At 61.7% G+C, this 21,712-nt stretch carries 15 protein-coding genes; 8 read left to right on the top strand and 7 right to left on the bottom strand.

Features of this window, described 5'->3' with window-relative positions; all coding sequences use genetic code 11:
- Positions 1 to 28 precede the first annotated feature (28 nt).
- From AC2FNS_RS16550 to AC2FNS_RS16540, 3 genes are read right to left on the bottom strand one after another with little or no spacing between them, the layout of a single operon-like run.
- Entirely contained in the window at positions 29 to 1,354 is a 1,326-nt protein-coding gene (locus tag AC2FNS_RS16550; RefSeq protein WP_496713578.1) for a TRAP transporter large permease, read from the bottom strand.
- On the bottom strand, positions 1,354 to 1,872 hold the full coding sequence (locus tag AC2FNS_RS16545; protein ID WP_496685223.1) for a TRAP transporter small permease subunit: 519 nt from the start codon (positions 1,870 to 1,872) through the stop codon (positions 1,354 to 1,356). Before AC2FNS_RS16545 ends, AC2FNS_RS16550 begins: the two co-directional genes overlap by 1 nt.
- Positions 1,869 to 2,660: an N-formylglutamate amidohydrolase gene (locus AC2FNS_RS16540; RefSeq protein WP_496713580.1), complete on the bottom strand. Its 792-nt coding sequence runs from the start codon at positions 2,658 to 2,660 to the stop codon at positions 1,869 to 1,871. The genes AC2FNS_RS16545 and AC2FNS_RS16540 overlap by 4 nt, the downstream gene beginning before the upstream one ends.
- Positions 2,661 to 2,764: 104 nt before the next feature.
- Here AC2FNS_RS16540 and AC2FNS_RS16535 point away from each other — a divergent pair, with 104 nt between their 5' ends.
- The 3 genes from AC2FNS_RS16535 to AC2FNS_RS16525 all read left to right on the top strand — a co-directional run bounded on the left by AC2FNS_RS16535 (position 2,765) and on the right by AC2FNS_RS16525 (position 6,978).
- The gene (locus AC2FNS_RS16535) at positions 2,765 to 3,640 is read left to right on the top strand and encodes a MurR/RpiR family transcriptional regulator (RefSeq protein WP_496713582.1); all 876 of its coding nucleotides are present in this window, start codon (positions 2,765 to 2,767) and stop codon (positions 3,638 to 3,640) included.
- 288 nt (positions 3,641 to 3,928) lie between these two features.
- Positions 3,929 to 5,668, top strand: coding sequence for a type I secretion system permease/ATPase (locus tag AC2FNS_RS16530; RefSeq protein WP_496727645.1), 1,740 nt, complete (start codon positions 3,929 to 3,931; stop codon positions 5,666 to 5,668).
- A gap of 2 nt (positions 5,669 to 5,670) precedes the next feature.
- On the top strand, positions 5,671 to 6,978 hold the full coding sequence (locus AC2FNS_RS16525) for an HlyD family type I secretion periplasmic adaptor subunit (RefSeq protein ID WP_496727644.1): 1,308 nt from the start codon (positions 5,671 to 5,673) through the stop codon (positions 6,976 to 6,978).
- Positions 6,979 to 6,982: 4 nt separating this feature from the next.
- On the opposite strand, the gene AC2FNS_RS16520 is transcribed toward AC2FNS_RS16525, so the two are convergent.
- Positions 6,983 to 8,920 (bottom strand): M10 family metallopeptidase C-terminal domain-containing protein, encoded by a 1,938-nt coding sequence (locus tag AC2FNS_RS16520; protein WP_496712365.1) that lies wholly within the window; start codon positions 8,918 to 8,920, stop codon positions 6,983 to 6,985.
- Between the two features lie 330 nt (positions 8,921 to 9,250).
- On the opposite strand from AC2FNS_RS16520, the gene AC2FNS_RS16515 reads away from it, so the two are divergent.
- The 5 genes from AC2FNS_RS16515 to AC2FNS_RS16495 all read left to right on the top strand — a co-directional run bounded on the left by AC2FNS_RS16515 (position 9,251) and on the right by AC2FNS_RS16495 (position 18,762).
- On the top strand, positions 9,251 to 13,108 hold the full coding sequence (locus AC2FNS_RS16515) for a beta strand repeat-containing protein (RefSeq protein WP_496803915.1): 3,858 nt from the start codon (positions 9,251 to 9,253) through the stop codon (positions 13,106 to 13,108).
- Between the two features lie 64 nt (positions 13,109 to 13,172).
- Entirely contained in the window at positions 13,173 to 13,997 is an 825-nt protein-coding gene (locus tag AC2FNS_RS16510) for a SapC family protein (RefSeq protein WP_496727643.1), read from the top strand.
- The gene (locus AC2FNS_RS16505) at positions 13,984 to 15,327 is read left to right on the top strand and encodes a TolC family protein (RefSeq protein WP_496797745.1); all 1,344 of its coding nucleotides are present in this window, start codon (positions 13,984 to 13,986) and stop codon (positions 15,325 to 15,327) included. The genes AC2FNS_RS16510 and AC2FNS_RS16505 overlap by 14 nt, the downstream gene beginning before the upstream one ends.
- Positions 15,324 to 17,468: a type I secretion system permease/ATPase gene (locus AC2FNS_RS16500; protein WP_496712361.1), complete on the top strand. Its 2,145-nt coding sequence runs from the start codon at positions 15,324 to 15,326 to the stop codon at positions 17,466 to 17,468. Before AC2FNS_RS16505 ends, AC2FNS_RS16500 begins: the two co-directional genes overlap by 4 nt.
- The gene (locus tag AC2FNS_RS16495) at positions 17,452 to 18,762 is read left to right on the top strand and encodes an HlyD family type I secretion periplasmic adaptor subunit (protein ID WP_496712359.1); all 1,311 of its coding nucleotides are present in this window, start codon (positions 17,452 to 17,454) and stop codon (positions 18,760 to 18,762) included. Before AC2FNS_RS16500 ends, AC2FNS_RS16495 begins: the two co-directional genes overlap by 17 nt.
- 15 nt (positions 18,763 to 18,777) lie before the next feature.
- On the opposite strand, the gene AC2FNS_RS16490 is transcribed toward AC2FNS_RS16495, so the two are convergent.
- The 3 genes from AC2FNS_RS16490 to AC2FNS_RS16480 all read right to left on the bottom strand — a co-directional run.
- A complete protein-coding gene (locus AC2FNS_RS16490; protein WP_496681476.1) occupies positions 18,778 to 20,544 on the bottom strand; it encodes an ABC transporter ATP-binding protein in 1,767 nt (588 codons plus the stop codon).
- Positions 20,545 to 20,745: 201 nt separating this feature from the next.
- A complete protein-coding gene (locus tag AC2FNS_RS16485; RefSeq protein ID WP_496712358.1) occupies positions 20,746 to 21,447 on the bottom strand; it encodes a response regulator transcription factor in 702 nt (233 codons plus the stop codon).
- The coding region (locus tag AC2FNS_RS16480) for a response regulator (RefSeq protein ID WP_496803914.1) at positions 21,444 to 21,712 on the bottom strand (269 nt) is incomplete at its 5' end. The genes AC2FNS_RS16480 and AC2FNS_RS16485, both read right to left, overlap by 4 nt.

Below are 21,712 nucleotides of genomic sequence, written 5' to 3'. Positions count from 1 at the left end.
TCTCGCATGTGCCCCGGTGTGTCCGGGGTCATTTGTTGTAGATGTAATCGGGCAGCCACAGCGCGATCTGCGGGAAGGTCATGATGATGGCCAGCGCCAGCGTCATCACCATCACGAAGGGCAGGATCGAGCCGTAGATGTCGCGAAGCGAAATCTCGGGCGGGGCCATGGCCCGCATCAGGAACAGGTTATAGCCGAAGGGCGGCGTCATATAAGCGATCTGCGTGGTGATCGTGTACAGTACCCCGTACCAGATCAGGTCGAACCCCAGTTCCCCCACCAGCGGCACGTACAGCGGCGCAACGATCACCAGCATCGCGGTGTCGTCCAGGAAGGTGCCCATCATGATGAAGCTTAGCTGCATCAGGATCAGGATCACCCACGGGTTCAGGCCCAGCCGTTCGGTGAACAGCGTCTCGATCGCGCGCACGGCGCCCAGCCCATCGAACACCGCGCCAAAGGCCAAGGCGGCCAGGATGATCCACATGAACATGCAGGTGATGCCCAGGGTCGAACGGACCGAGACCTCGAACACTTTGCGCGTCATCCGACCTTTCAGCACCGCGGCGGCAAAAGCCGTCAGCGCACCGATGGCCGAGCTTTCGACCAGCGAGGTCCAGCCATTGACGAAGGGCACCATCATCGCCGCGAAGATCGCCAACGGCAGCAGACCCGCGCGCAGCAGCCGTAGCTTCTCCGCCATTGGCACGTCGCGCTCTTCCTTGGACAGGGCCGGGCCGAGTTCCGGGTTTATCCGGCAGCGGATCACGATGTACAGGATGAACATCCCCGCCATCATCAGGCCCGGCAGGATACCCGCCAGCCACAGCTGCCCCACCGGCTGACGCGCGATCATCGCATAGAGAACCAGCACCACCGACGGCGGCACGAGAATGCCCAGCGATGACCCGGCCTGGATAACCCCGGTCACCATCTTCTTATCATAGCCGCGTTTGAGCAGCTCGGGCAGCGCAATCGTGGCGCCGATCGCCATGCCTGCCACGCTCAGCCCGTTCATTGCCGAAATCAGCACCATCAACCCGATCGTGCCGATAGCCAGCCCGCCATTCAGCCCGCCCATCCAGACATGGAACATCTTGTACAGGTCGTCGGCGATTTTGGACTCGGCCAAAACGTAACCCATGAAGATGAACATCGGCAGCGTCAGCAGCGGGTACCATTTCATCAGCTTCATCGCGGCCGAAAACCCGATATCATAGCCGCCGCGGTCTCCCCACAGCAGCAGCGCAGCCACCACGGCCACAAAGCCGATGGCACCGAACACGCGCTGACCGGTCAGCAGCATCAGCATCATGGTCGAGAACATCAGAATGGCGATCAATTCATACGACATCAGATCACCTCGCGCGGGATGTCATCGCCCTTGAGGCGCAGAATATCTTTGAAAAGCTCGCAAATGGCCTGCAGCAGCATCAGGATCAGCCCCACGACCATGATCACCTTGATTGGCCACAAATAGGGGCGCCACGCGGTCGGGCTGCGCTCACCATACTGCAGGGAATAGCTGAGCGAGTCGAAGCCGCCATAGATCATCACACCCAGGTAGAAGATCAGGAACAGCACGGTGATGGCGTCGGTCCAGGCCCGGCGCCGGTGCGACCATTCGCTGTAGAGAAGGTCCATCCGCACGTTCGAGCCCATCTGGATCGAATACGGCCCGCCCAGGATGTAATAGGCCACCATCGCGAACTGCGCGACTTCGAGCGTCCAGAGCGACGGAAGGAAAAAGGTCTTCGAGATCGACGACCACAACAGGATACCCATCATCACGAAGATGCCGTACATCACGACCCGCCCGATCCAGCGGTTCATGCGGTCGATGACCGCAACATATCCCCGCATGAAATTCATACCTGCTCCTCTGTTCCGGTTGGCGAAAATGCCGCGATGGTCCGGGTCAGAACCGGGGACAGAATGCCAGCCATACGGTTGACCCCGGCGGGCGTGTCGATCAGGTCGTTGCGGACCTCGATCATCACGTTCGGAAGGCCGCGGGCGACGCCGTGCTCGCTCAGGGTGTGGGTCACGCCATCGGCGGCCGAATAGGGTTCGTTCAAAGCGGTCCTCAGGCCGCAGCCTGCGACATGGTCCAGCATCACCCGAGCCGCGCGCTCGTCCTGATCGTGCAGGATGCCCAGTTCGACGTCGCGCCTTTGTCCTTTGTAGACCGGGGTGAAACTGTGGATCGTGATCAGAACCGGTGGTTCCGGGCGCGCGTCCAGCGTCTTGGACAACAGATCCCGGAACGGTTCGTAGATTTCACGCACCCGTTGGGCACGTTGGGCCGGGGTCAGGTTCCGGTTGCCCGGCACCTCGAACACTTCGCTGACCTCGGGCATGGAATCGGCGCGTTCGGGCGGGCGGTTGCAGTCATAGACCAGCCGGCTGACCCGGGCCTGCACCAGCGGCGCATCCAGGGCGCCCATCAACTCGACCGCAAGCTCCAACGCGCCGATATCCCAGGCAGCGTGAGAGCGGGCCGCATCCGCTTCGAGCCCCAGACCGTCCAGCGCCGCCGGAATGAACCGGCTGGCATGCTCGCACACCAGCACTGCCGGGGCGCAGCCAAGCGCGTTCAACACCCGTGCGGCGGGTGCTTCGATCGTTGACAGCAAAGGAGACTCGGGTGCAGCAATCATGAGTAGCATTTGTTACAGCGAAATTCAGCCTGTCAAGAAAATTTCTGTAGACAAAATTACATTCGATCATATTCTGTAACGAATTGAATAATACGAGGGCGCCGATGGCCTCTGTCGCCAAGACCGTCAAGCAACGCATCCAGGACGAGCTTGATGACCTGACCCGATCCGAACGTCAGCTGGGCTCGGTCCTGCTGCAGGATTATCCGATGGCCGGGTTGCAATCGATCACCAAGCTGGCCGCGGCGGCGCAGGTCTCGACCCCGACGGTGATCCGCATGGCGCGCAAACTGGGCTTTGACGGCTTTCCCGCCCTTCAGGACGCCCTGCGCGAGGAGGTCGCCGCGCAGATCAAGAAGCCGATCTCGAAACGCGACGCCTGGATCGTCGACGACGAGACCGAGCACCCGATCACCCGTTTCGCGCAGGCCGTCTGGACCAACATGCGGCACACGCTGGAGCGGCTGGACAAGTCCATGTTCGACGCCGTGGCCCAGTTGCTGGCCGATACCGAGCGGCATCTCTATGTCGTGGGCGGCCGCATCACCCGCTCGAACGCCGACTATCTGTTCAACCACATGCAGATCATCCGGCCCAACGTGACGATGCTGGGCAACTCGGCCAACGTGTGGCCGCAATACCTGCTGGACATGGATGACAGCTCGGTCCTGGTGATCTTCGACATCCGTCGCTACGAAGCGCATCTGGAGAAGCTGGCGCAGGTGGCGTCGGATCGGGGTGTGACGGTCGTTCTGTTCACCGACCAGTGGGGCTCACCCATCGGGCGGACGGCGGATTACACGTTCCACGCACTGGTCGAGGCCCCGTCGAGCTGGGATTCCACCATCGCATTGCAGTTGATCTCCGAGACCCTGATCGCCGAGGTGCAAGAAGCCCGCTGGGAAGAAAGCAAGGAACGGATCGAAGAACTGGAGCGGTATTTCTCGACCACGCGGATTTTCCGTAGCCTCGACAACTGACCGTTCACGAGCCTTGGCAACCGGTGGACAAAACTGTTGTTCCACCGATGTCACCCATATATCGTAGCTGCGACGAGGCTCGCTGCAACATCGGGTAGCCGCACCCCCAGAGTGCCTGAGTGAGGCGGAATCCGGCCGGTCAATCTGGCAAGAAACCGCCGCACATTGCACTCCGGCGCCCCTTGCGACTTCAGAAGGCCGGGCGAGGCTGGTAAATCCCGGGTTTGGCTGCGGCCCAAGCTTGTCACAGCCCCGGATCCGCGCATGAATGACAAAGGTTGACCGATCGTGAGCCCGAAGCACCCTGAAAATCTCCGCCCGGACCCCGAGCTTCAATCCGCACGCAGGCAGGGATCGACCTTCCTGTTGCTGACCTTCCTGTTCAGCGTCTTCGTCAACATCCTGATGTTGACCGGGCCGCTGTTCATGCTTCAGGTCTATGACCGCGTCCTGTCCTCGCGCGCGGTCGAGACGCTGACGGCGCTGTTTCTGCTGGTCGCCCTGCTCTATGGCCTGATGGCAATGCTGGACTATGCCCGCGGGCGGATCATTGCCCGGTTCGGCGCCAGGTTTCAGTCCGACCTGGACGAACGTGTGTTCGACGCGACCCTGCGCCATGCTCTTTATCCTCAAGCCCGGGCCACACCCGCCCGGTCGCTGCGCGACCTCGAGACCATTCAGGCCCTGTGTGCCTCGCCCGTATTTCTGGCGATAATGGACCTGCCTTGGACGCCGGTGTTTCTGGCCGCCATCTTCATTTTCCACCCTCTTCTGGGCTGGCTCGCGGTGGGGGGCGGGATTCTTCTGATCGTCATTGCGGTCGTGAACCAGATCCTGACCCACCATAAGGTCGCCGAAGCCCAGGTCGCGTCGGCCAAGGCCAACGCCTTTTCCGAAAGTGCCCGTCAGGCGGTCGAGGTGGTGCGATCGCAGGGCATGCAGCGGGACGTTACCGACCGGTGGCTGCAACAGAGATCGCAGGCCTTGTCGCAGAGCATTTCGGCCAGCGACTGGACCGGCAGCTTCAGCGCGCTGACGAAATCCCTGCGGCTGTTTCTGCAGTCGGCCATGCTGGCACTGGGCGCCTGGCTGGTGCTGCAGAACGAGATGACGGCGGGCGCGATGATCGCGGGGTCAATTCTGCTGGGACGGGCGCTGGCACCTGTGGAACAGATCGTGGGCCAATGGGCGATGGTCGAACGGGCGCGCATGGCGTGGAAGGGCCTGAACCAGTTTTTGGCCCGAACACCCAGGGAGCCGTCGCGCACCAAGTTGCCGGTTCCCGCCGCGCGGCTGGTGGCCAAGAACCTGACGGTGATCCCTCCGGGCACCAAGACACCGACCCTGCGTGGGGCGTCTCTGGTGCTGGAGCCCGGCAAGGCGCTTGGCGTGATCGGCAAGAGCGGATCGGGCAAGACCACACTGGCCAAGGCGCTGCTGGGACTGTGGGCGCCGGCGGCGGGCGAGGTTCGCCTGGGCGGCGCAACCCTTAGCCAGTATGACCCGGACGATCTGGGCCGTCACATCGGCTATCTGCCGCAGCAGGTCACCCTGTTCAACGGAACCGTGGCCGAGAATATCGCTCGGATGTCCCTGTCGCCTGACGCCGAGGCCGTCGTGGCCGCCGCCAAGAAGGCCAATGCGCATGAACTGATCCTGAGCCTCGAGAAAGGGTATGACACGTTTCTGGAAGGCAATGACAGCCAACTGTCGGGCGGTCAGAAACAGCGGATCGCCCTGGCGCGCGCTCTGTATGGCGACCCGGTCGTGCTGATCCTGGACGAGCCCAATTCGGCGTTGGATGCCGACGGAACGGACGCGCTGAACGCGGCCATCCGAAATCTCAAAGCCGAAGGCAAGGCGGCCATCATCATGACGCACCGGCCCCAGGCCATTTCAGAGTGCGACGACCTGGCTGTGGTCGAACGAGGCCAGATCGTTAAATTCGGACCGCGCGACGATGTTCTGAGCGCAATGGTGCAGAACGCGGGCGTCATCAAGCGACAGCTCAAGAAGGTGGGTGAATAGACATGGCCAACCAAGTTTCGCGCCCGGCCTGGCGGATCACCGTTCCGGCCCTAGTGGGTTTTGCCGCACTGACGATCCTGATCGGCGGCGTCGGCGTTTGGAGCACGCGGACCAGACTGGCCGGGGCGATCGTCTCGCCCGGCGTCGTCGAAGTCCAGAGCAACCGGCAGGTGATCGAGCACCCTGACGGCGGGGTCGTGGGCGAATTGTACGCCCGCGATGGCGACCATGTCGCCCAGGGGGACCTTCTGTTGCAGTTGGACGGCACCTTCCTGACGTCCGAGAAGGCCATCATCGAATCTCAGTTGTTCGAGTTGCTGGCGCGGAAGGTGCGGCTGGAAGCGGAACGCGATGGCGCCAAGGTCGACGAACTGGACGCGCGCATGCGCGATCTTGCGCGGATGGAACCGATCGACCCGGATTTGATCACCGGACAAAGAAACCTGTTCCTGGCGCGGTCCGATACCTTGGCCCAGAAGATCGACCAGCTGGGCAAGCAACGGAATCAAATCGAAAGCGAAATCGCAGGAACCGACGCCCAATGGGTGTCGCTGACCAAACAGGTCGATCTGATCCGGCAAGAGCTGGAGGATCAGAACGACCTTCTGGCCAAGGGCCTGACCCAGGCCAGCCGGGTGCTGGCCCTGCAGCGCGAAGAGGCCAGCCTGACCGGTGAAATCGGGCGGCTGGAGGCAACGGTGGCCCGCCTGAAGGGACAGATCGCCGCGACCGAAATCCAGATCGTCGAGCTGGCGTCCGCACGGCGCGAGCAGGCGATCACAGAGTTGCGGGAAGTGCAGGCGCAGATCGTGGAGCTGTCGCAGCGTCGCCTGTCGCTGACCGAGCGCCTGTCGCGCCTGGACATTCGCGCCCCGGTCGCTGGTACGGTCTTCGGCAGCCAGGTCTTTGCAGCGCAATCCGTGGTTCAGCCCGGCGAACCCATGATGTACATCGTCCCCGACGATACGCCCTTGCTGGTGGCGGCGCGCGTGGACGCTATCCATGTCGACCAGCTGCACGTGGGACAACCCGTCACCCTGCGGTTTCCGGCCTTCAACCAGAGGGAAACCCCCCAGATCGACGGCCATGTAATCAACGTGTCGGCCGACGCGCTGACCAATGAAAAGACCGGGCAGGCCTATTATCGGACCGAGGTGGCCCTGGACGATGGCCAGACCGAACGGCTGAATGGCCAGACCCTGCTGCCCGGCATGCCGGTCGAAACTCTGATCAAGACCGACGAGCGCACGCCGCTGTCCTATCTGGTCAAGCCCATGACCGACTATTTCAACCGGGCCTTCCGCGAATAGCGCGTCACGGGCCTTCGAGGTTGCCCAGCAAGATGGATGTCATGTCAGTAGCGATCACGCCATCGACGGCCGCCACGGAAACTCCGGTGTCATACGAAACGTTGTGCCGCGTGATGCCGGACAGGTCGGCGTTCTGATCCAGAAAGACCCACTCGGGCTCGTGCAATGACGGCATGCCGACGGCCACTTGCAGGATCACCAGTGCATCCATAGCCGTCACCTTGCCATCACCCGTGATATCGGCGGCGATCAGATCTTCGGGGCTTGCTGGACCCCATGTCGGATCCATGCCGACCGAGATTCGCAGAACCTGCAGGGAATCCAGCGCGGTGATTTCGCGCGTGGCATTGGAGTAGGTTTTGATGATGTCCAGATGGCCGTTCAGGGTTCCGTCCGGAAGGCCCAGATCGAACTGCCCCTGCCCGTCCGCCTGCGCCGTGATCGTCGCGTTGCCGGAGGGCGTGAACCGGATTTCGGCATCGGTGAGGCCCGGATTCGCGGTTCGCGAGTCGATCGAAACGAGACCGACTACCCCACCCGAGGATTGCGGGCTGGCAAACACGCCGTAGTCGACCGGCATGTGATCGGGACCCTGAAACCCCGCACCGAACATAGCCGCACCGTCCAGCGGCGACCCGTCGGCCGAGACGACATGAATCGTCTCGTTGCGATAGTCAATCTGCGCACCCTGCGCGGTCGAGGTCACGGTCAACTGGCCGGGATTGCGCAGCAGCAGATAGTCGAACAGGTCCAGGCGGTCGGTGCCAGCCTGAAAATCTGTGATCGTGGTTGGCCCGCTGCCGGACCGCATGACGAAGATGTCGGCACCCGATCCGCCGGTCAGGGTTGTCGCGCCACGCCCGGCAATCAGGATGTCGTCTCCGGCCCCGCCCTGCACGACAGTATCCAGAACGCCACCGCTCAGCATGTCGTCCTGCGCGGTGCCGGTCACGGTGCCATAGCCTTCGGCAACCACGCCCAAATCCTGCAGAGACACACTCAGTTGGGTCAAGCCCGGCTCCTGCTGCGAGCCGGCAAAGATCTGCAACTCGTTCCCGACATGGGCAACTTCGATCACCTCGACATTCTGAAGGCCGCTGGCCAGCGTATCGGCAAAGCTGTCCAGATAGACCAGCTTGCCATCCGGCGTCATCGTCAGCAGCGTGACCCCGTCGTCGCCGCCACCGGCCACCACGAAAACATGGCCGCCCGCTTCGACGACCTTCATGTCCTGAACCGATCCGAACCGGGTGCCAAGCGTGTCGAGGGCATGGTCGGTTGGAACCAGGCTGCCATCCGCGCCCAACCGCATGACGCTGATCGAGTTGCTGCCCGACCCCGCAACCAGAACCCAGGTCTGGCCATGGGCCTGCACGATCTCGAGCGCCGTGGGGGTATGGATGCCCAACGTTGCGAGCGATGCGCCCGTATCGGTCAGGCTCAGACTGCCCGTCATCAGGTCGACTCCGAAGACCTGAACCGTGCTGTCGGCTGCATTGGCCGCAACCACGAATGAACTCGGGCCAACCTGTGCAGCCTGCATCGAATCAGCCTGACCGGCGAGGGACCCAACCTCGAAAAGCGTTCCGTTCGTTTCAATCCGGTATGTCGTGACCTGCGCAGTATCTTGATGGGAAACCGTCACGAATTCGCTTGCCCCGGCGGAGTACTGAACCAGGCTCGTCACGTCCCCACCTCCCGAAACCGCGGCGGCTTCGCCCAAGGCCCCGATCGTGCCGTTCCCGTTCAACTGATAGCCGACAAGCCCCGTCGCGGTGTCGATATCCAGCACGATCCAGTCTTGGGCGCCAAAGGTTACGGGCTGCCCGAACCGCCCGGCCTGAAGGGCAATCGTACTGCCGAAATACTGATCATCATGGAACACGGGCGCGCCGCCCGCTGTCAGTTCCCAAACCGAAATCCCGCCTGTCGCGCCAGTCACGCCGTACAGGTACGTGACACCGTTAAACGTTTTTAAAGCCGTATCGCCGATACCGGAATCGAGCGCCGGGCTTCCCGTTGCCACCACTCTTTCGAACTGAAGATTCACTTTCGATTTCCCCCACGCCACTTGCGGCACACGTCAAGGGTCATCCGAAAGAGAAGCAGGGATCAGAACGAAAATGTGGTGAAAACGAGGATTTCGGTTCCAGTTTTAAACAACTTTTTGGGTTCGACCGCATGAGAAAACAGGCGACAGGAACGAAGATCGAAACACGCTGCGTCTCTGCCTGCCGACCTGCTGTTTGTGGCCACCGATGGTGAGGGCATCATGACGATGAAACAAGGTTCGCAAAAGGCCTCTTTGGCTGACAAGGCACCGGAAACGGGCAAAGATATCACAGCCCGCCACCTGATTGAAAAACAGCTGCGCAAATGGGCCGGTCGCGGCTTTGCGGGCGGTCTCGTTTCGACCTTGCTGACCCTCCCTGCATTGGCCCAGGCCAGCCGAGAAGACCTGGACTCGTTTCAGTTCGCCGAAGTGTTGCCCGGCGTCCGGTCGGTAAAACTGCTTGAGAATGGCGACGTCCAACTCAAGATGCTTGACGGCCGAACTGTTGTCGTGGCAGCCGAAGACGTGCGCGTACTGGACGGCGGCGCGATCATGATCGCCGAGGGCGTCGCCGTCGAGATTGCCCAGTTCGCAGCCGAAGCCGCAGCCGCTGGGGCCGCAGCCGGAGGCGGAGTCGGCGCAGCCGGCGCGGTGTTAGGCGGCATAGGCCTTGCCGGCGCGGCTGCCGCCGGCGGGGGTGGCGGCGGGGATGAAACGCCCGAGCCAAGCCCGATCCCGGCCCCCGAACCGGCACCCGTCACACCTTCTGTCCCTGCGCCCCCCAGCCTGAACCTTGCCGAGCTTCAAGGCACGTCGCTCAACAGTGTCAGCACAGGGGCAGAGGCAGCGGCGGGGGCTGCCGCCGTGGAGGTGACAATCGGCTCGGTCACCACAATCGCCGCGCCCGCGCCCGATGGCACATGGAGCGTATCGCTGACGCAGGCCGAGGCCGCGGGGCTGCCACAGGGGGTGACGACCGTTTCGGTCCGCAGCTTGGACAGTGACGGAAACGAAATATCGGTCGCCACGGCGGATTTCACGGTCGACACGATTGCACCGACGATCTCGATCACCGAGTTTTCAGACGGTGCGGTCATGAACGCCGCCGAAAGCGGTACGGACCTGACTGTCACCGGAATCACTGACGCCGAAAACGGGCAGACCGTCACCGTAAACCTCAATGGCCAGACCTATTCCGGAACGGCGTCAGGCGGCACCTGGAGCGTCACAATCCCGGCCCCGGATCTTACGTCCTTGCCCGACGGAGCGGTCATTTCCGTAACTGCAGATGTCGAAGATCGCGCCGGGAACCCAGCTCTTCAGGCGACAGGCAGTTTCAACACCGACTTCACCGATCCCACAGTGACCCTTGACCCCGTGGCCGGTGGGCAGATCGACCTTGCCGATGTCGGCGCGGACCTGACCCTGACCGGCACGTCTACGGCGGAAGACGGACAGGCCGTCACTGTCACCTTCGCCGGAAACACGTATTCCGGCACCGTCTCTGGCGGTGCGTGGTCAGTTACCGTCCCCGTCGCGGATCTGGCGACCTTGTCCACCGGAGTTCCGGTAGACGTCAGCGTCACCGTCGACGACGCCGCCGGCAATCCGGCGTCGCCGATTTCGGCCTCGGTTCCAGTCGATTTAACCGGCCCGTCCATATCCATCGCTCCTCTGTCGGTCGGGTCAGTTATGAATTCCACGGAAACCGGCTCGGATCTTGTGATCTCGGGAACCACGGGCAACGTGACCGACGGCCAAACCGTAACGGTGAACCTGGACGGACAACCCTATGTTGGTACGGTCTCGTCCGGAAGTTGGAGCGTCACCGTCCCAAGCACTGATCTGATGGCGCTGGCGGATGGTGGCAGTTTCACCATCACCGCCGACGTGATTGATGCGGACGGCCTGTCTGCGCCTCAGGCCAGCATCGGGTTGTCCAAGGACGCCACCGCGCCCATGGTCACCATCGACGCGCTTTCCGACGGCGCCGTCATGAATGCGGCCGAGCAGGCCACGGACCTCACCGTCTCCGGCTCGACGACCGCCGAGGATGGGCAGGCCGTGACCGTCAACCTGAACGGACAGAGTTATTCCGCGTCCGCAACCGGTGGAAGCTGGGCAGTGACCGTTCCGATGGCTGACCTGGCCGCGCTCGCCGACGGGTCCACGATCTCTGTCACGGCGGACGTCTCGGATGCTGCCGGCAACCCCGCTACTCAGGCATCTACCAGTTTCGACACGGATTTCACGGCCCCGACGCTGGCGATTTCGGGCATTTCGACCGGAGCGGTGATGAATGCAACCGAACGGGCTGGCGGTCTTTCGGTCAACGGAACGACGGATGCGCCGGACGGATCGATCGTATCCATCAGCATCGCCCGGGCCGATGGCACGGTCGACGCGACCGGCTCCGCAACCGTCAGCGGCGGCGCCTGGAGCTTCGTGGCGACCAGTGTGGACATCTCCTCGTTGCAGGACGCCGAAGCGTACAACGTTACCGCGACAGTAACCGATCCAGCCGGAAACACCCAAAGCGCGACCACCGGCTTCGCAACCGACTATTCGGCGCCGACGATCACGGTGGACCCGCTACTTGTGGGCGCGACACTTGATGTCGTCGAGAGAGGTTCAGACCTGCCGGTTTCGGGTTCGACCACAGCCGAAGACGGGCAGACGGTCACTGTATCGTTGAACGGTCAGACCTACACGGCCACCGCCAATGGTGGAAGCTGGACAGCGACGATTCCTGCGTCGGACCTTTCAGGTCTGTCGGATGGCGGAAACTACACGATCACGGCCACGGTCGCAGACGCTGCAGGGAACCCGGCCTCGGCCACGCCCGCGAATTTCGCGACCGATTTCCGTCCGATCCTTTTGCTGGACCCGGTGGGCACAAACGACAGCATCGCTCTGGTCGACGCGCAAGCGAACGGCACTGTGATCAGCGGAACATCGTATGGCCTCGCCCCCGGCCAGTCGGTGGATGTGACCGTCAACTCCAACGCGGTGGGGGCCGCGACCGTCGCAGCAGACGGGTCATGGAGCATCTCAGTACCAGCCGCGACTTTCGCAGGGCTCGACGGCGGCGACGCCATCGACGTTCAGGCTACGGCAAGCGTCGCAACAGGGCCTGACCCCGTGCCCGTCAGTGACCAGGTTTTTGCGCATGTGCCCTCGGCTTACACGATCGCCGAATTCGGCCGAACCGGGTCCGAAGTCACACTGGCCGTCTACGCCGACGCAGACCGCGATATCTCCAGCGGCATCGATTACAATGTCGACGCGACCTTCGACCCGACGGTCGTCACCTTCAACGCCGGATCGACGGTTCCAAACCCCGAACTCTTTTCGGAGCTCACTTATTCACCCGGTCCGGGCGCCGTCAACTTTGCCGGTACGGCCCTGACCTTCACCGACCTGTCGCAACCGCTGTTCACCTTCACGATCACGGTGCAAGATCCTTCTCAGCCCATCGCTCTGGCAATAACGACACCGAATGGCGGACCAGCCAAATGGCAAATGGGAACCGATGGCGCCGATATCCTGTCGACCTCGAATGTGGACGACGTCGTTCGAGGCGGCGGCGGCGACGACGCAATTAACCTGACGGGCGCCGGGCGCGATCTGGTCGTGTTTGAAGCGAACCCCGCGATCAACGGCACGGATACAATCACCGGCTTCAATATTGGTCCGGCGACGGATGTGACCGATGCATTGCTCTTCAGCGGGCTTGATGCTTCGACCTTGCGCGGAAGCGGGACAGATATCGAGATTTTGGGGCTGGGAGGTTCTCTTGGCGCGAACACTGGCTTTGTCGGACTGAACACCCAACTGGCCGATCTCGATGTGGGAACCTTGACGACCGCAGCCGAAGGCTTGGGTGGCGCTCAGTCTGGCGATGAGATCTATCTGATGGCCACCGACGGAACCGACAGCGTGCTGGCCAAGGTGGACTATACCGCCTCGGGAACGGCCTCTGTCGACATGATCGCGCACTTTCAGGGGGTTGGCGATCTCGGAAGCCTCAGCAGCGACAACATCCTGCACACGGATCCCACCGGCGCGACCGCCTGATCCAGCGAAGGAACATGCAACATCCCCAAGGGGGTGTTGCCCATAGCGAGCATCGAGAGGGAAAATGGTTCAGAACGACCGGGTCGCAGTGACCACACAGAGACATTCCAAATGCTCTTGGCATCGGTTCACATCCTATGATTTCGCCCGAACCATGGCAGTTTGCGAGGTCGTTGCCTCAGAAATCCCGATCGTCGCAGCTTCATTCCCGATCGGGTTTCTCTCCAACGGCGAATCGCTGCGACCGGTCAGCATCATGTCTGTCTTGGAAGGGGAACCAAACCTCTTCGTCGCAAACGACGGCCGATGGTTGGCACCCTATGTGCCGTCTGTCCTGCGGTGTCACCCCTTTTTCGCGGCGCCGGCCGACCGTCGGCAAGCCGGGCACGAGAGCACCTTTACCTTGCTTGTGGACGAAACGACGGGCCTTGTCACACCAGATTCGACAGGACTGCCGTTTTTCACGTCCGACAAGGCGCCCTCGCAAGAGCTTGGGACAGTCGTCGACTTCATGCGACACTATGTGGCGGAGCAGAGAGCGGCTGAGTCCGCCTGCGCCGTCCTTGCCGAGCTCAAGCTGTTTGCACCCTTGCAATCAGGTGTGCCGCTGAGCCTGGATTTGCCTCTTTGCGGCATCGATTTCACGCGTTTGGCCGAGTTGTCACCCCCCGAAACCTCGCTGATGATGACGAGTGGCGCAATGCAGATCGCATACAGCCATCGGGTTTCGCTCGCTCATTTTGAATGGTTGGGCAAGTTGCAGATGGCCGCCGGCCGAACTCAATCCGCTTGCGCAACCTCCCAGCCGTCGGAACTGGACGGGTTCCTCACTGCGCTCGCTACGGCACAATCCAAGGCCGAAAACGAGGCTTCCCATGCATTTGTTTGAACGGTCTGCGCAGAAAGTACTTGGCTGCATTCTTTTGGCTCTTGTCTCCGCGTGCGAACCCGTGCCGGATCTGGCGCCAGTCGAAATGGCCTTCTCGGCCGGCACGGCCGGAGCGGGCGCTACCGAACCGTCTGAGCGACTGACCAGCAGCGAGTTCGGCCGCCGCATCCGCCAGGCGGTGGAATCCAGTCCGACGCTTGCGAAGTCAAATACGGAAATCGACCTGGCACGCGCGAACCGGGACGTCGCCGAAGGTGCATTTCTGCCGCAGCTGTCCTTGGGATTGAATGCGCGTTCCGAGCGCGTGGATTCGAATGTTTCTGACCTATCGCCCTATCTACGCGTCTCTCAATTAGTCTATGACGGCGGCGCGGCCTCTGGCAATCTGGCCGCTGCTCGGGCCAGGATTTTGGAAAGCCGCGGCAGCCAATTGCAGACGGCTTCCGCGACCGCATTGGCCGCAATCGAGGCCTATGTTTCGGTTCTGAACCGGCGCGAGCTTGTTGACATTGCTCGGCAGAATGTAGCGGCGCACGAACAGATCGAACGGCAGATTTCCGAGAGGACCGACATCGGAGCCGGATCGACTGCCGACCTTCTGACCGCCCGGTCCAGGATCGCAGATGCCCGCACGAAACTGGCCAACGCGCAGGCGCAGGCTGATCGGTCCATCGCCCGTTTCCGGGAGATATTCGGCTATGACCCCGGTGCTTTACCCGCTCCGCTTCCCGCGCCCGTATTGAACAGAAGCGACAGCCAGATCGTGCTGAACAGCCCACAGGTTCGACGCACGGATGCGGCGCTTCTTGCCGCTAGGGCCGAGCAGTCGGCGGCCTTGGGCAGGCGCCAACCGGATATCCGCGTATCCGCCTTCGCCAACCAGGACGACAATCATGACGCGAATTTCGGAGTGGACCTGTCCGTCAATTACGAGATTGACAGCACCGGCAAACGGCGAGCCGAAATCGCCGCTGCCTCGGCGCGCATCAAGCAGGCGGAATTCGAGCGGGAAACGCTGATCCGCGAAATCGGCCGCGAACTTGGCTTCATTCGGTCAGACCAGAAAGCCGGTGCGGAACGACTGAAAGAGGCGCGCCGCGCCGTTCAGGCAAACATCCAGAATGTTTCGGCGATGCAAGAGCAGTTCAAGATCGGCCGCAGCAGCCTGATCGAAATTCTGGATGCACAACGCGATCTGGTCGCCGCGCAGGAGCGGATGATCCTCGCCGAGCAGAACTTTTTCCTGACCAATTACGCCGCCATCAGCCTGACCGGCGACATCCTCGACCTGTTTGATATCCAACTGGAAAACTGGAACGGCATGCCATGACCTCGGAGCGCCCGGAACCCACAAAGCCGAACTTCAAAGCACTGGAGCGTTGCCTTCTGCACGTCGCAGCCGAATTGGGGCGGCCACTGACGCCATCGCGGGTCATTGCGGCCCAGCACAACCCGGAAAAGGGGTTGAACGTCAAAGAGACATTGGCTCTCGCTCAGGATGCCGGCCTGCAGGCCGGTTTTGGTGCACGTCGACTGGAAGACTTCGACGATGTGCTGGCACCTGCTGTTCTTTTGATGCAGGGCGACAAGGCGGTCGTCTATCATGGACGGGGTCACGGCGGAGACCTGTTGATCTTTGACCCTGAACTGGACAATGGCGTTTCGGAAATGCCCCAAGAGACGGTTGCCTCGCTTTATTCCGGTTATGCCATATTGTTCCGTAAGGCCCACAGGGACGGTCCGAAGCCGGACACCAGGGACGACGGTCACTGGTTCTGGTCGGCCCTGATGGCGAACCGCTGGTCCTATGCGCAAGTCGCTCTGGCTGCCGCCATGACCAACTTTCTGGGTCTGGCCACATCGGTCTTCATCATGGTCGTCTACGACCGGGTACTTCCCAACGAGGCGACGGAATCCCTTGTCGCGCTGACGGTCGGCGTCGGTCTTGCGTTGCTGTTTGATTTCATCCTCAAGATCTTGCGGGCCGGGTTCATCGACAGGGCCGGCCAGAGGGCCGACATGCTGATGGGGCGACGGATCTTCAACCAGATTCTGAACATCCGGATGCAATCGCGCCCCGGGTCGATTGGCGCCATGGCGAGCACCGTCCGCGAATTCGAAACCCTGCGCGAGTTCTTTACGTCAGCCACGCTGGTTGCCGTCGTCGACCTGCCCTTCATCGCGTTGTTCATTTTCGCGATCTACCTGGTGGGCGGTCAATTGGCGGCCATTCCGGCGCTGGCGGTGCCTGCGGTCCTGCTGGCGGGCTTGGTGGTGCAACCCTTTCTTTCCCGGCTCGCGGCACGGAATTTTGACGAAGGGCAGTCCAAGCAATCAGTATTGGTGGAAACTCTGGCCGGTCTAGAGACGATCAAGACCACGACGGCCTCGAACCGGATGCGCAAGCGCTGGGAAGAGGCGGTCGAGCGGCATTCGCAAAACGGGATCAAGAGCCGGGCGATCACCCAGTTCGCGCTTAACCTGACCGGATTCGTGCAACAGGCCGCGCAGGTTCTCATCGTCTTCTACGGGGTATTCCTGATTGCCGACGGTCACGCCAGCATGGGTGCCCTCGTTGCATCGGTCATGTTGACCGGTCGGGCCTTGGCCCCGCTGGGGCAGGTTGCGCAAACACTGACGCGGGTCAATCAGGCGCGCAGCGCCTATCGCAACCTGCAATCTCTGATGTCGGCAGACTGCGAACAGCCAGCAGGACAAACCTGGATCAGCCGGCCCGGCTTTGCAGGCCGCGTTTCCTTCAATAATGTCTGCTTCGCCTATCCCGGTCAGGAAGAAGATACGCTGCGAAACGTGACCTTCACCATCGAACCCGGGGAAAAGGTCGCAATTCTTGGGCAGATCGGCTCGGGCAAGAGCACAATTGCCCGGTTGCTTCTGGGACTGTACCAGCCGCGATCGGGGTCGGTTCTTCTGGACAATATCGACATCCGGCAGATTGACCCGGGCGACCTGCGGAGAAGCATTGGATCGGTTCTGCAGGACATATGGCTGTTTTCAGGATCCGTGCGTGACAACATAGTCAGCGGCGCCTATCGGCCCAGCGAGGAAGACCTGATCCGCGCCGGCCACATCGCCGGAGTCGAAGATTTCGTGAACCGACACCCCAGCGGCTACGACCTGCAACTGGCAGAGCGCGGCGAAGGTCTGTCAGGGGGTCAGAGACAGACCATCGCCCTGGCACGGGCCTTGATCGGGCGACCACCGGTCCTGATCCTGGATGAACCGACAAGCGCAATGGACGTAAAGTCAGAAGCCGAGATTATCCAGCGCCTCAAGACGGCCACAAAAGGAACCACGACCATCGTCGTCACCCACAGAACCAGCCTTCTAGAGATGGTGGAGCGGGTGATCGTCATCGAGAACGGCAGGATCGCCGCCGACGGCCCCAAGTCGATACTGACCCATCGCGCCCGCAGTACACGGAGGCATCTGAATGTCGCGGCATCCTGATTTTGCTTCCCTTGAGCGGGAACTGCGCGGCCGCCCGGGCGCGCGAGGTTCGGTTCTGCTGCTGGTGACCTTGAGCTGCATCCTGGTTGCGGGTGTCTGGGCGTATACCACCGAACTGGATGATGTCGTACGCGCCGATGGGCGCATTGTACCGTCGGCCGATGTTCAAGTCATCGAGGCCACCGAACCCGGCGTTCTGTTGGCCCTGCATGTTCGCGAGGGTCAGGTCGTCGACAAGAATGAGCTGTTGATGGAATTCGACGCCACGCAACTTGACAGCGACCTGGACCGCGAACGGCAAAAGGCCTTTGGGTTGATGGCAAAGGCACAAAGGCTACAGGCCGAGATCGATGGAACCGATCTGAGGTTTGAGGACGATCTGGTCCGGCAGGCGCCCGAAGTCGTCCAGTCCGAGACGGCCTTGTATCTGGGGCGGCAGGCGGAATTGGCCGATGAGATCGCGATTCTGGAGCGACAACGCGAACAACGCCAGCGCGAGTATGAAGAAGGTTTGGTCGACAAGGTCACGGCGGAAGAAACGCTCAAGGTCCTGGCGGAGGAACGTGCCCTGATCGAACCCCTGGTTAAACGCCAGATGGAGCCGGCGACGACCTTGATGGCCCTGCGCCGCAGCGAAGCCGAATGGAAAGGGCGCAAGGTCAGAGCCGAGGCGGCCACATTGCGGCTGAACACCGGGTTGAGCGAAATCGATGATCGGATCAAGGCCGCCCGCAGCCGGTTTCGCACGTCGGCCTTGACCGACCTTGCCTTGGTCACGGCCGAATTGGCCGCACTGGAGCCGACGCTGCCCGCGCTGGAAAACAGAGCCTCGCGGGCGCAGGTCCGAGCACCGATCAAAGGAATCGTCAACCGATTGCACCGCAGCACACTGGGCGGCTTGGCCCGCAGCGGAGAGGAGTTGGTCGAGATCGTCCCCTTGGATGACAGCCTGCTGGTCGAAGCCTACGTCCGGCCCGAGGACATTGCCTTTCTGCGTGCAGGCCAGAAGGTCAGGGTCAAGATAACGGCCTATGATTTCGCGCGCTATGGCGCACTTGACGGTGAAATCATCCGCATCGGTGCCGACACGATCACCCGATCCGAGCGCAACGACGAAGAGGTTTTCGTGGTCGAGGTGCGGACCGAAGACAAGCTGCTGGACGCGGCAGGGAACCCTGTCGAGATCATTCCGGGTATGATCGCCGAGGTCGACATTCTGTCCGGGCGGAAAACCGTCCTGGAGTATCTGTTGCAGCCGGTTCTGAAGATCAAGAACCGCGCGTTCAGGGACTAGGGCACGCCAACTGCGTCAATTGGAGGACGTCTTGAACTGTTGGTCGAACAAACCCCGGAATCTGCCGTTCATTTCCAGCAATTCATCCAGATTGCCTTGTTCGACCACCTGCCCGTCTTGCACCACCATGATTTTGTCCGCGCCCAGCACCGTCGACAGCCGGTGCGCGATGACGATCGTGGTGACGTTTTCGGTCAATCTGTCCAAGGCGTCCTTGACCAGGGATTCGGAATCCGCATCCAAAGCACTGGTGGCTTCGTCCAGCAACAGGATCTCGGCCTTGCGCAGAATGGCCCGGGCGATGGCCAGGCGCTGTTTTTGCCCACCCGACAGGAAGGCTCCGTTTTCGCCAACCTGCGTATCATAACCTTTGGGCAGCGCCATGATGAAGTCATGCGCATGCGCAGCACGCGCCGCCTCGATGACCTCTTCGTCGGTGGCATCCGGTCGGGCAAAGCGCAAATTCTCCATCACGGATGTCGAAAACAGGAAAGTGTCCTGGCCTACAAACGAGATTTTGCGCCGCAACGATGCAAAACTGACATCCTGCAAGTTCTGCCCGTCGATTTCAACGGTACCACTTTTGGGATCGTAGAACCGCATGATCAGGCCGAAGATGGTCGATTTTCCGCCGCCGGATTGCCCCACCAGCGCGGTCGTCTTGCCAGCCTCGAAGGTAGCGCTCAGCTTTCGGATGACCGGGTGCGAACCGCGATACCCGAACGTGACGTCCTTCAGGCGAATTTCACCGGGCCCCGGAGCAAGGTCGATTGCCCCCGGCTTTTCGCGCATCGGGTCTTCCTGATCCAGCAACTGAAACATCATACCGATCGGCACCAATGTGGTTTCGATCGCCACACGCATGCGCGACAGCCGTTTGGCCGGCTCGTAGGCCATCAGAAGAGCCGTGATGAACGACATCAACTGACCCGCCGATGGCGGCTCGCTGCCGGCGAGTCCCATCGTCGAAACCACGAGAACGCCCGCCACCGCCAATCCGGCCAAAAGCTCCATCAAGGGGCTTGCGATCGCCTGCAGCTTGGCGATCGAGTTGGCGCGGCGTTCGACCGAGCGAATGGCGCCGTGCATCCGGTCGACCATCATGTCCTCGAGCGCAAAAACCTTGATCACCTTGATGCCGGCCGAAGTTTCCTGAAGCACCTTGATGATCTCTGCCAGCGATTTCAGCTCGGATTCCATGATGACGCGCACGCTTTTCAAAAGCGCCCTCACGCCCCACAGGGCCAATGGCCCCACCACAAAGAACATAACCGACAGAACCGGTTGCTGGTAGACCATCACAAAGACCAGGCCGACCAGCGTCAGGGCGTCTCGAACGAAACTGGTGACGATGACATCCACAAGACGCCGCGCGGCCTGGGCCCCATTGGTCACGCGCATCAAAAGACTAGACGACTCGGTCTTGGCAAAAAAACCGACCCCGCGGGTGATAAGCTTGTCGTACAGCTTTTCCTGCTGCTCGGCGATGATGCGGTTACCGGCGCGTGCCAGAAACACGGCCTGAGCATAGGAGGCCACCGCCTTGGTGAAAAACAGCGCAACGACCCCGAGCGCAATCCAATAAACCTGCGATTGCATTTCGGGGGTGGTCATCGCGTCCACGATGCTTTCCATCATCCACGCGGTTCCGGCTGTCGTCGCGGCCACGATCGCCATGGCGACCATTGCGATGGCATAAAGCCGCCACTGCGCCCGCAGACTATCGCCCACCAGCCGGCCGATATGGCCGGAGCGCCACTTGGCCCAGGTCTTTCCGATCATCAGGGTCTCCAAACGTTCTGACGCCTTGTTGCGTGTCAGAACCGGATTTGCAAGTTGTCAAAGCGCCGACCGGCAAAGCCGTGCCACGACGCACAGAAGCCTTCAGTTAGGGGCTGAACTCGAAAATACCAGTGCCAATGCGGGTTTTCGTCAAAGCATCGGGTGACCAAGACCTGTCGGGCCGTTCGCTCCGAAACTCTATCACCGCCACTCGACGTCGCCCAGAAAGATGTAACCGGCGCCGTAGATGGTCTTGATCAGGCGCGGGTTCTTGGGGTCTTCTCCCAGTTTGGTACGCAGCCGCGATATGCGCACGTCCATCGCCCGGTCAAAGCTTTCGCCCGCAGCCCCGCCCAAAGCCTCCTGCATCTGCGCTCGACTGATCAGGCGTTTGGGGCTTTCCAGGAACAGCCGCAGAACTTCGCCCTCGGCATGGCTGAATGCGGCTTCCTCACCGGTATCAGTCAGCAGAACATAGCGGTCGAAACACGCCGTCCAGCCATGGAACCTGGCCACCTGCGATTGCTGCACCTGGGATCTGGGCGCACGCAGACGGGCGCGGATGCGGGCCACCACCTCAGCTGGGTCAAAGGGTTTGGTGATGTAGTCATCGGCCCCCAACTCCAGCCCCGTCACCCGGTCCTGCACCTGTGCCCGACCCGAAATGATGATGACCGCCGCACCCTGTTCAAGCGCCAGCCGGTGCACCAGCGCCAATCCGTCGGTGTCGGGCAGCGACAGGTCCACGAGGCACACATCCGGCGTGACCCGTTTCAGAGACGCTTCGAATTCGCGGGCGCGGGCAAAGCTCTGGGTTCGAAATCCAGCGTCTTCAAGCGCTTCGGTCAGAATCCGGCGGATTTCCGGCTCGTCGTCCAGAATGGTCACCAGGGGTTGCGTCATGAGGCGGCCTCGGTTCGGATCAGCGCGGACAATTGCGCGCGGGTGAAGGGTTTGCGCAGGACCGGCGCCTTGGCAAGAGCTTGACGGTGCAGCGGGTCATCATAGGGCAACGAGGTCATCAGGATCACCGGAATTGGTAGAGCAAGTCGTTCGATCAGATCAATGCCGGTGGCAGTGCCCTCCAGCCGAATATCGGACAAGATCAGCGAGATGTCATTCAAACTGGCGGTCAGTGCCAGCGCCTCATCCGCCGAGGTCGCCTCGA

The organism is Ruegeria sp. BHSA191 (assembly GCF_059613325.1).
Note: the sequence above shows the minus strand (reverse complement) of the source record. Positions and strands in the feature narration are given on the sequence as shown.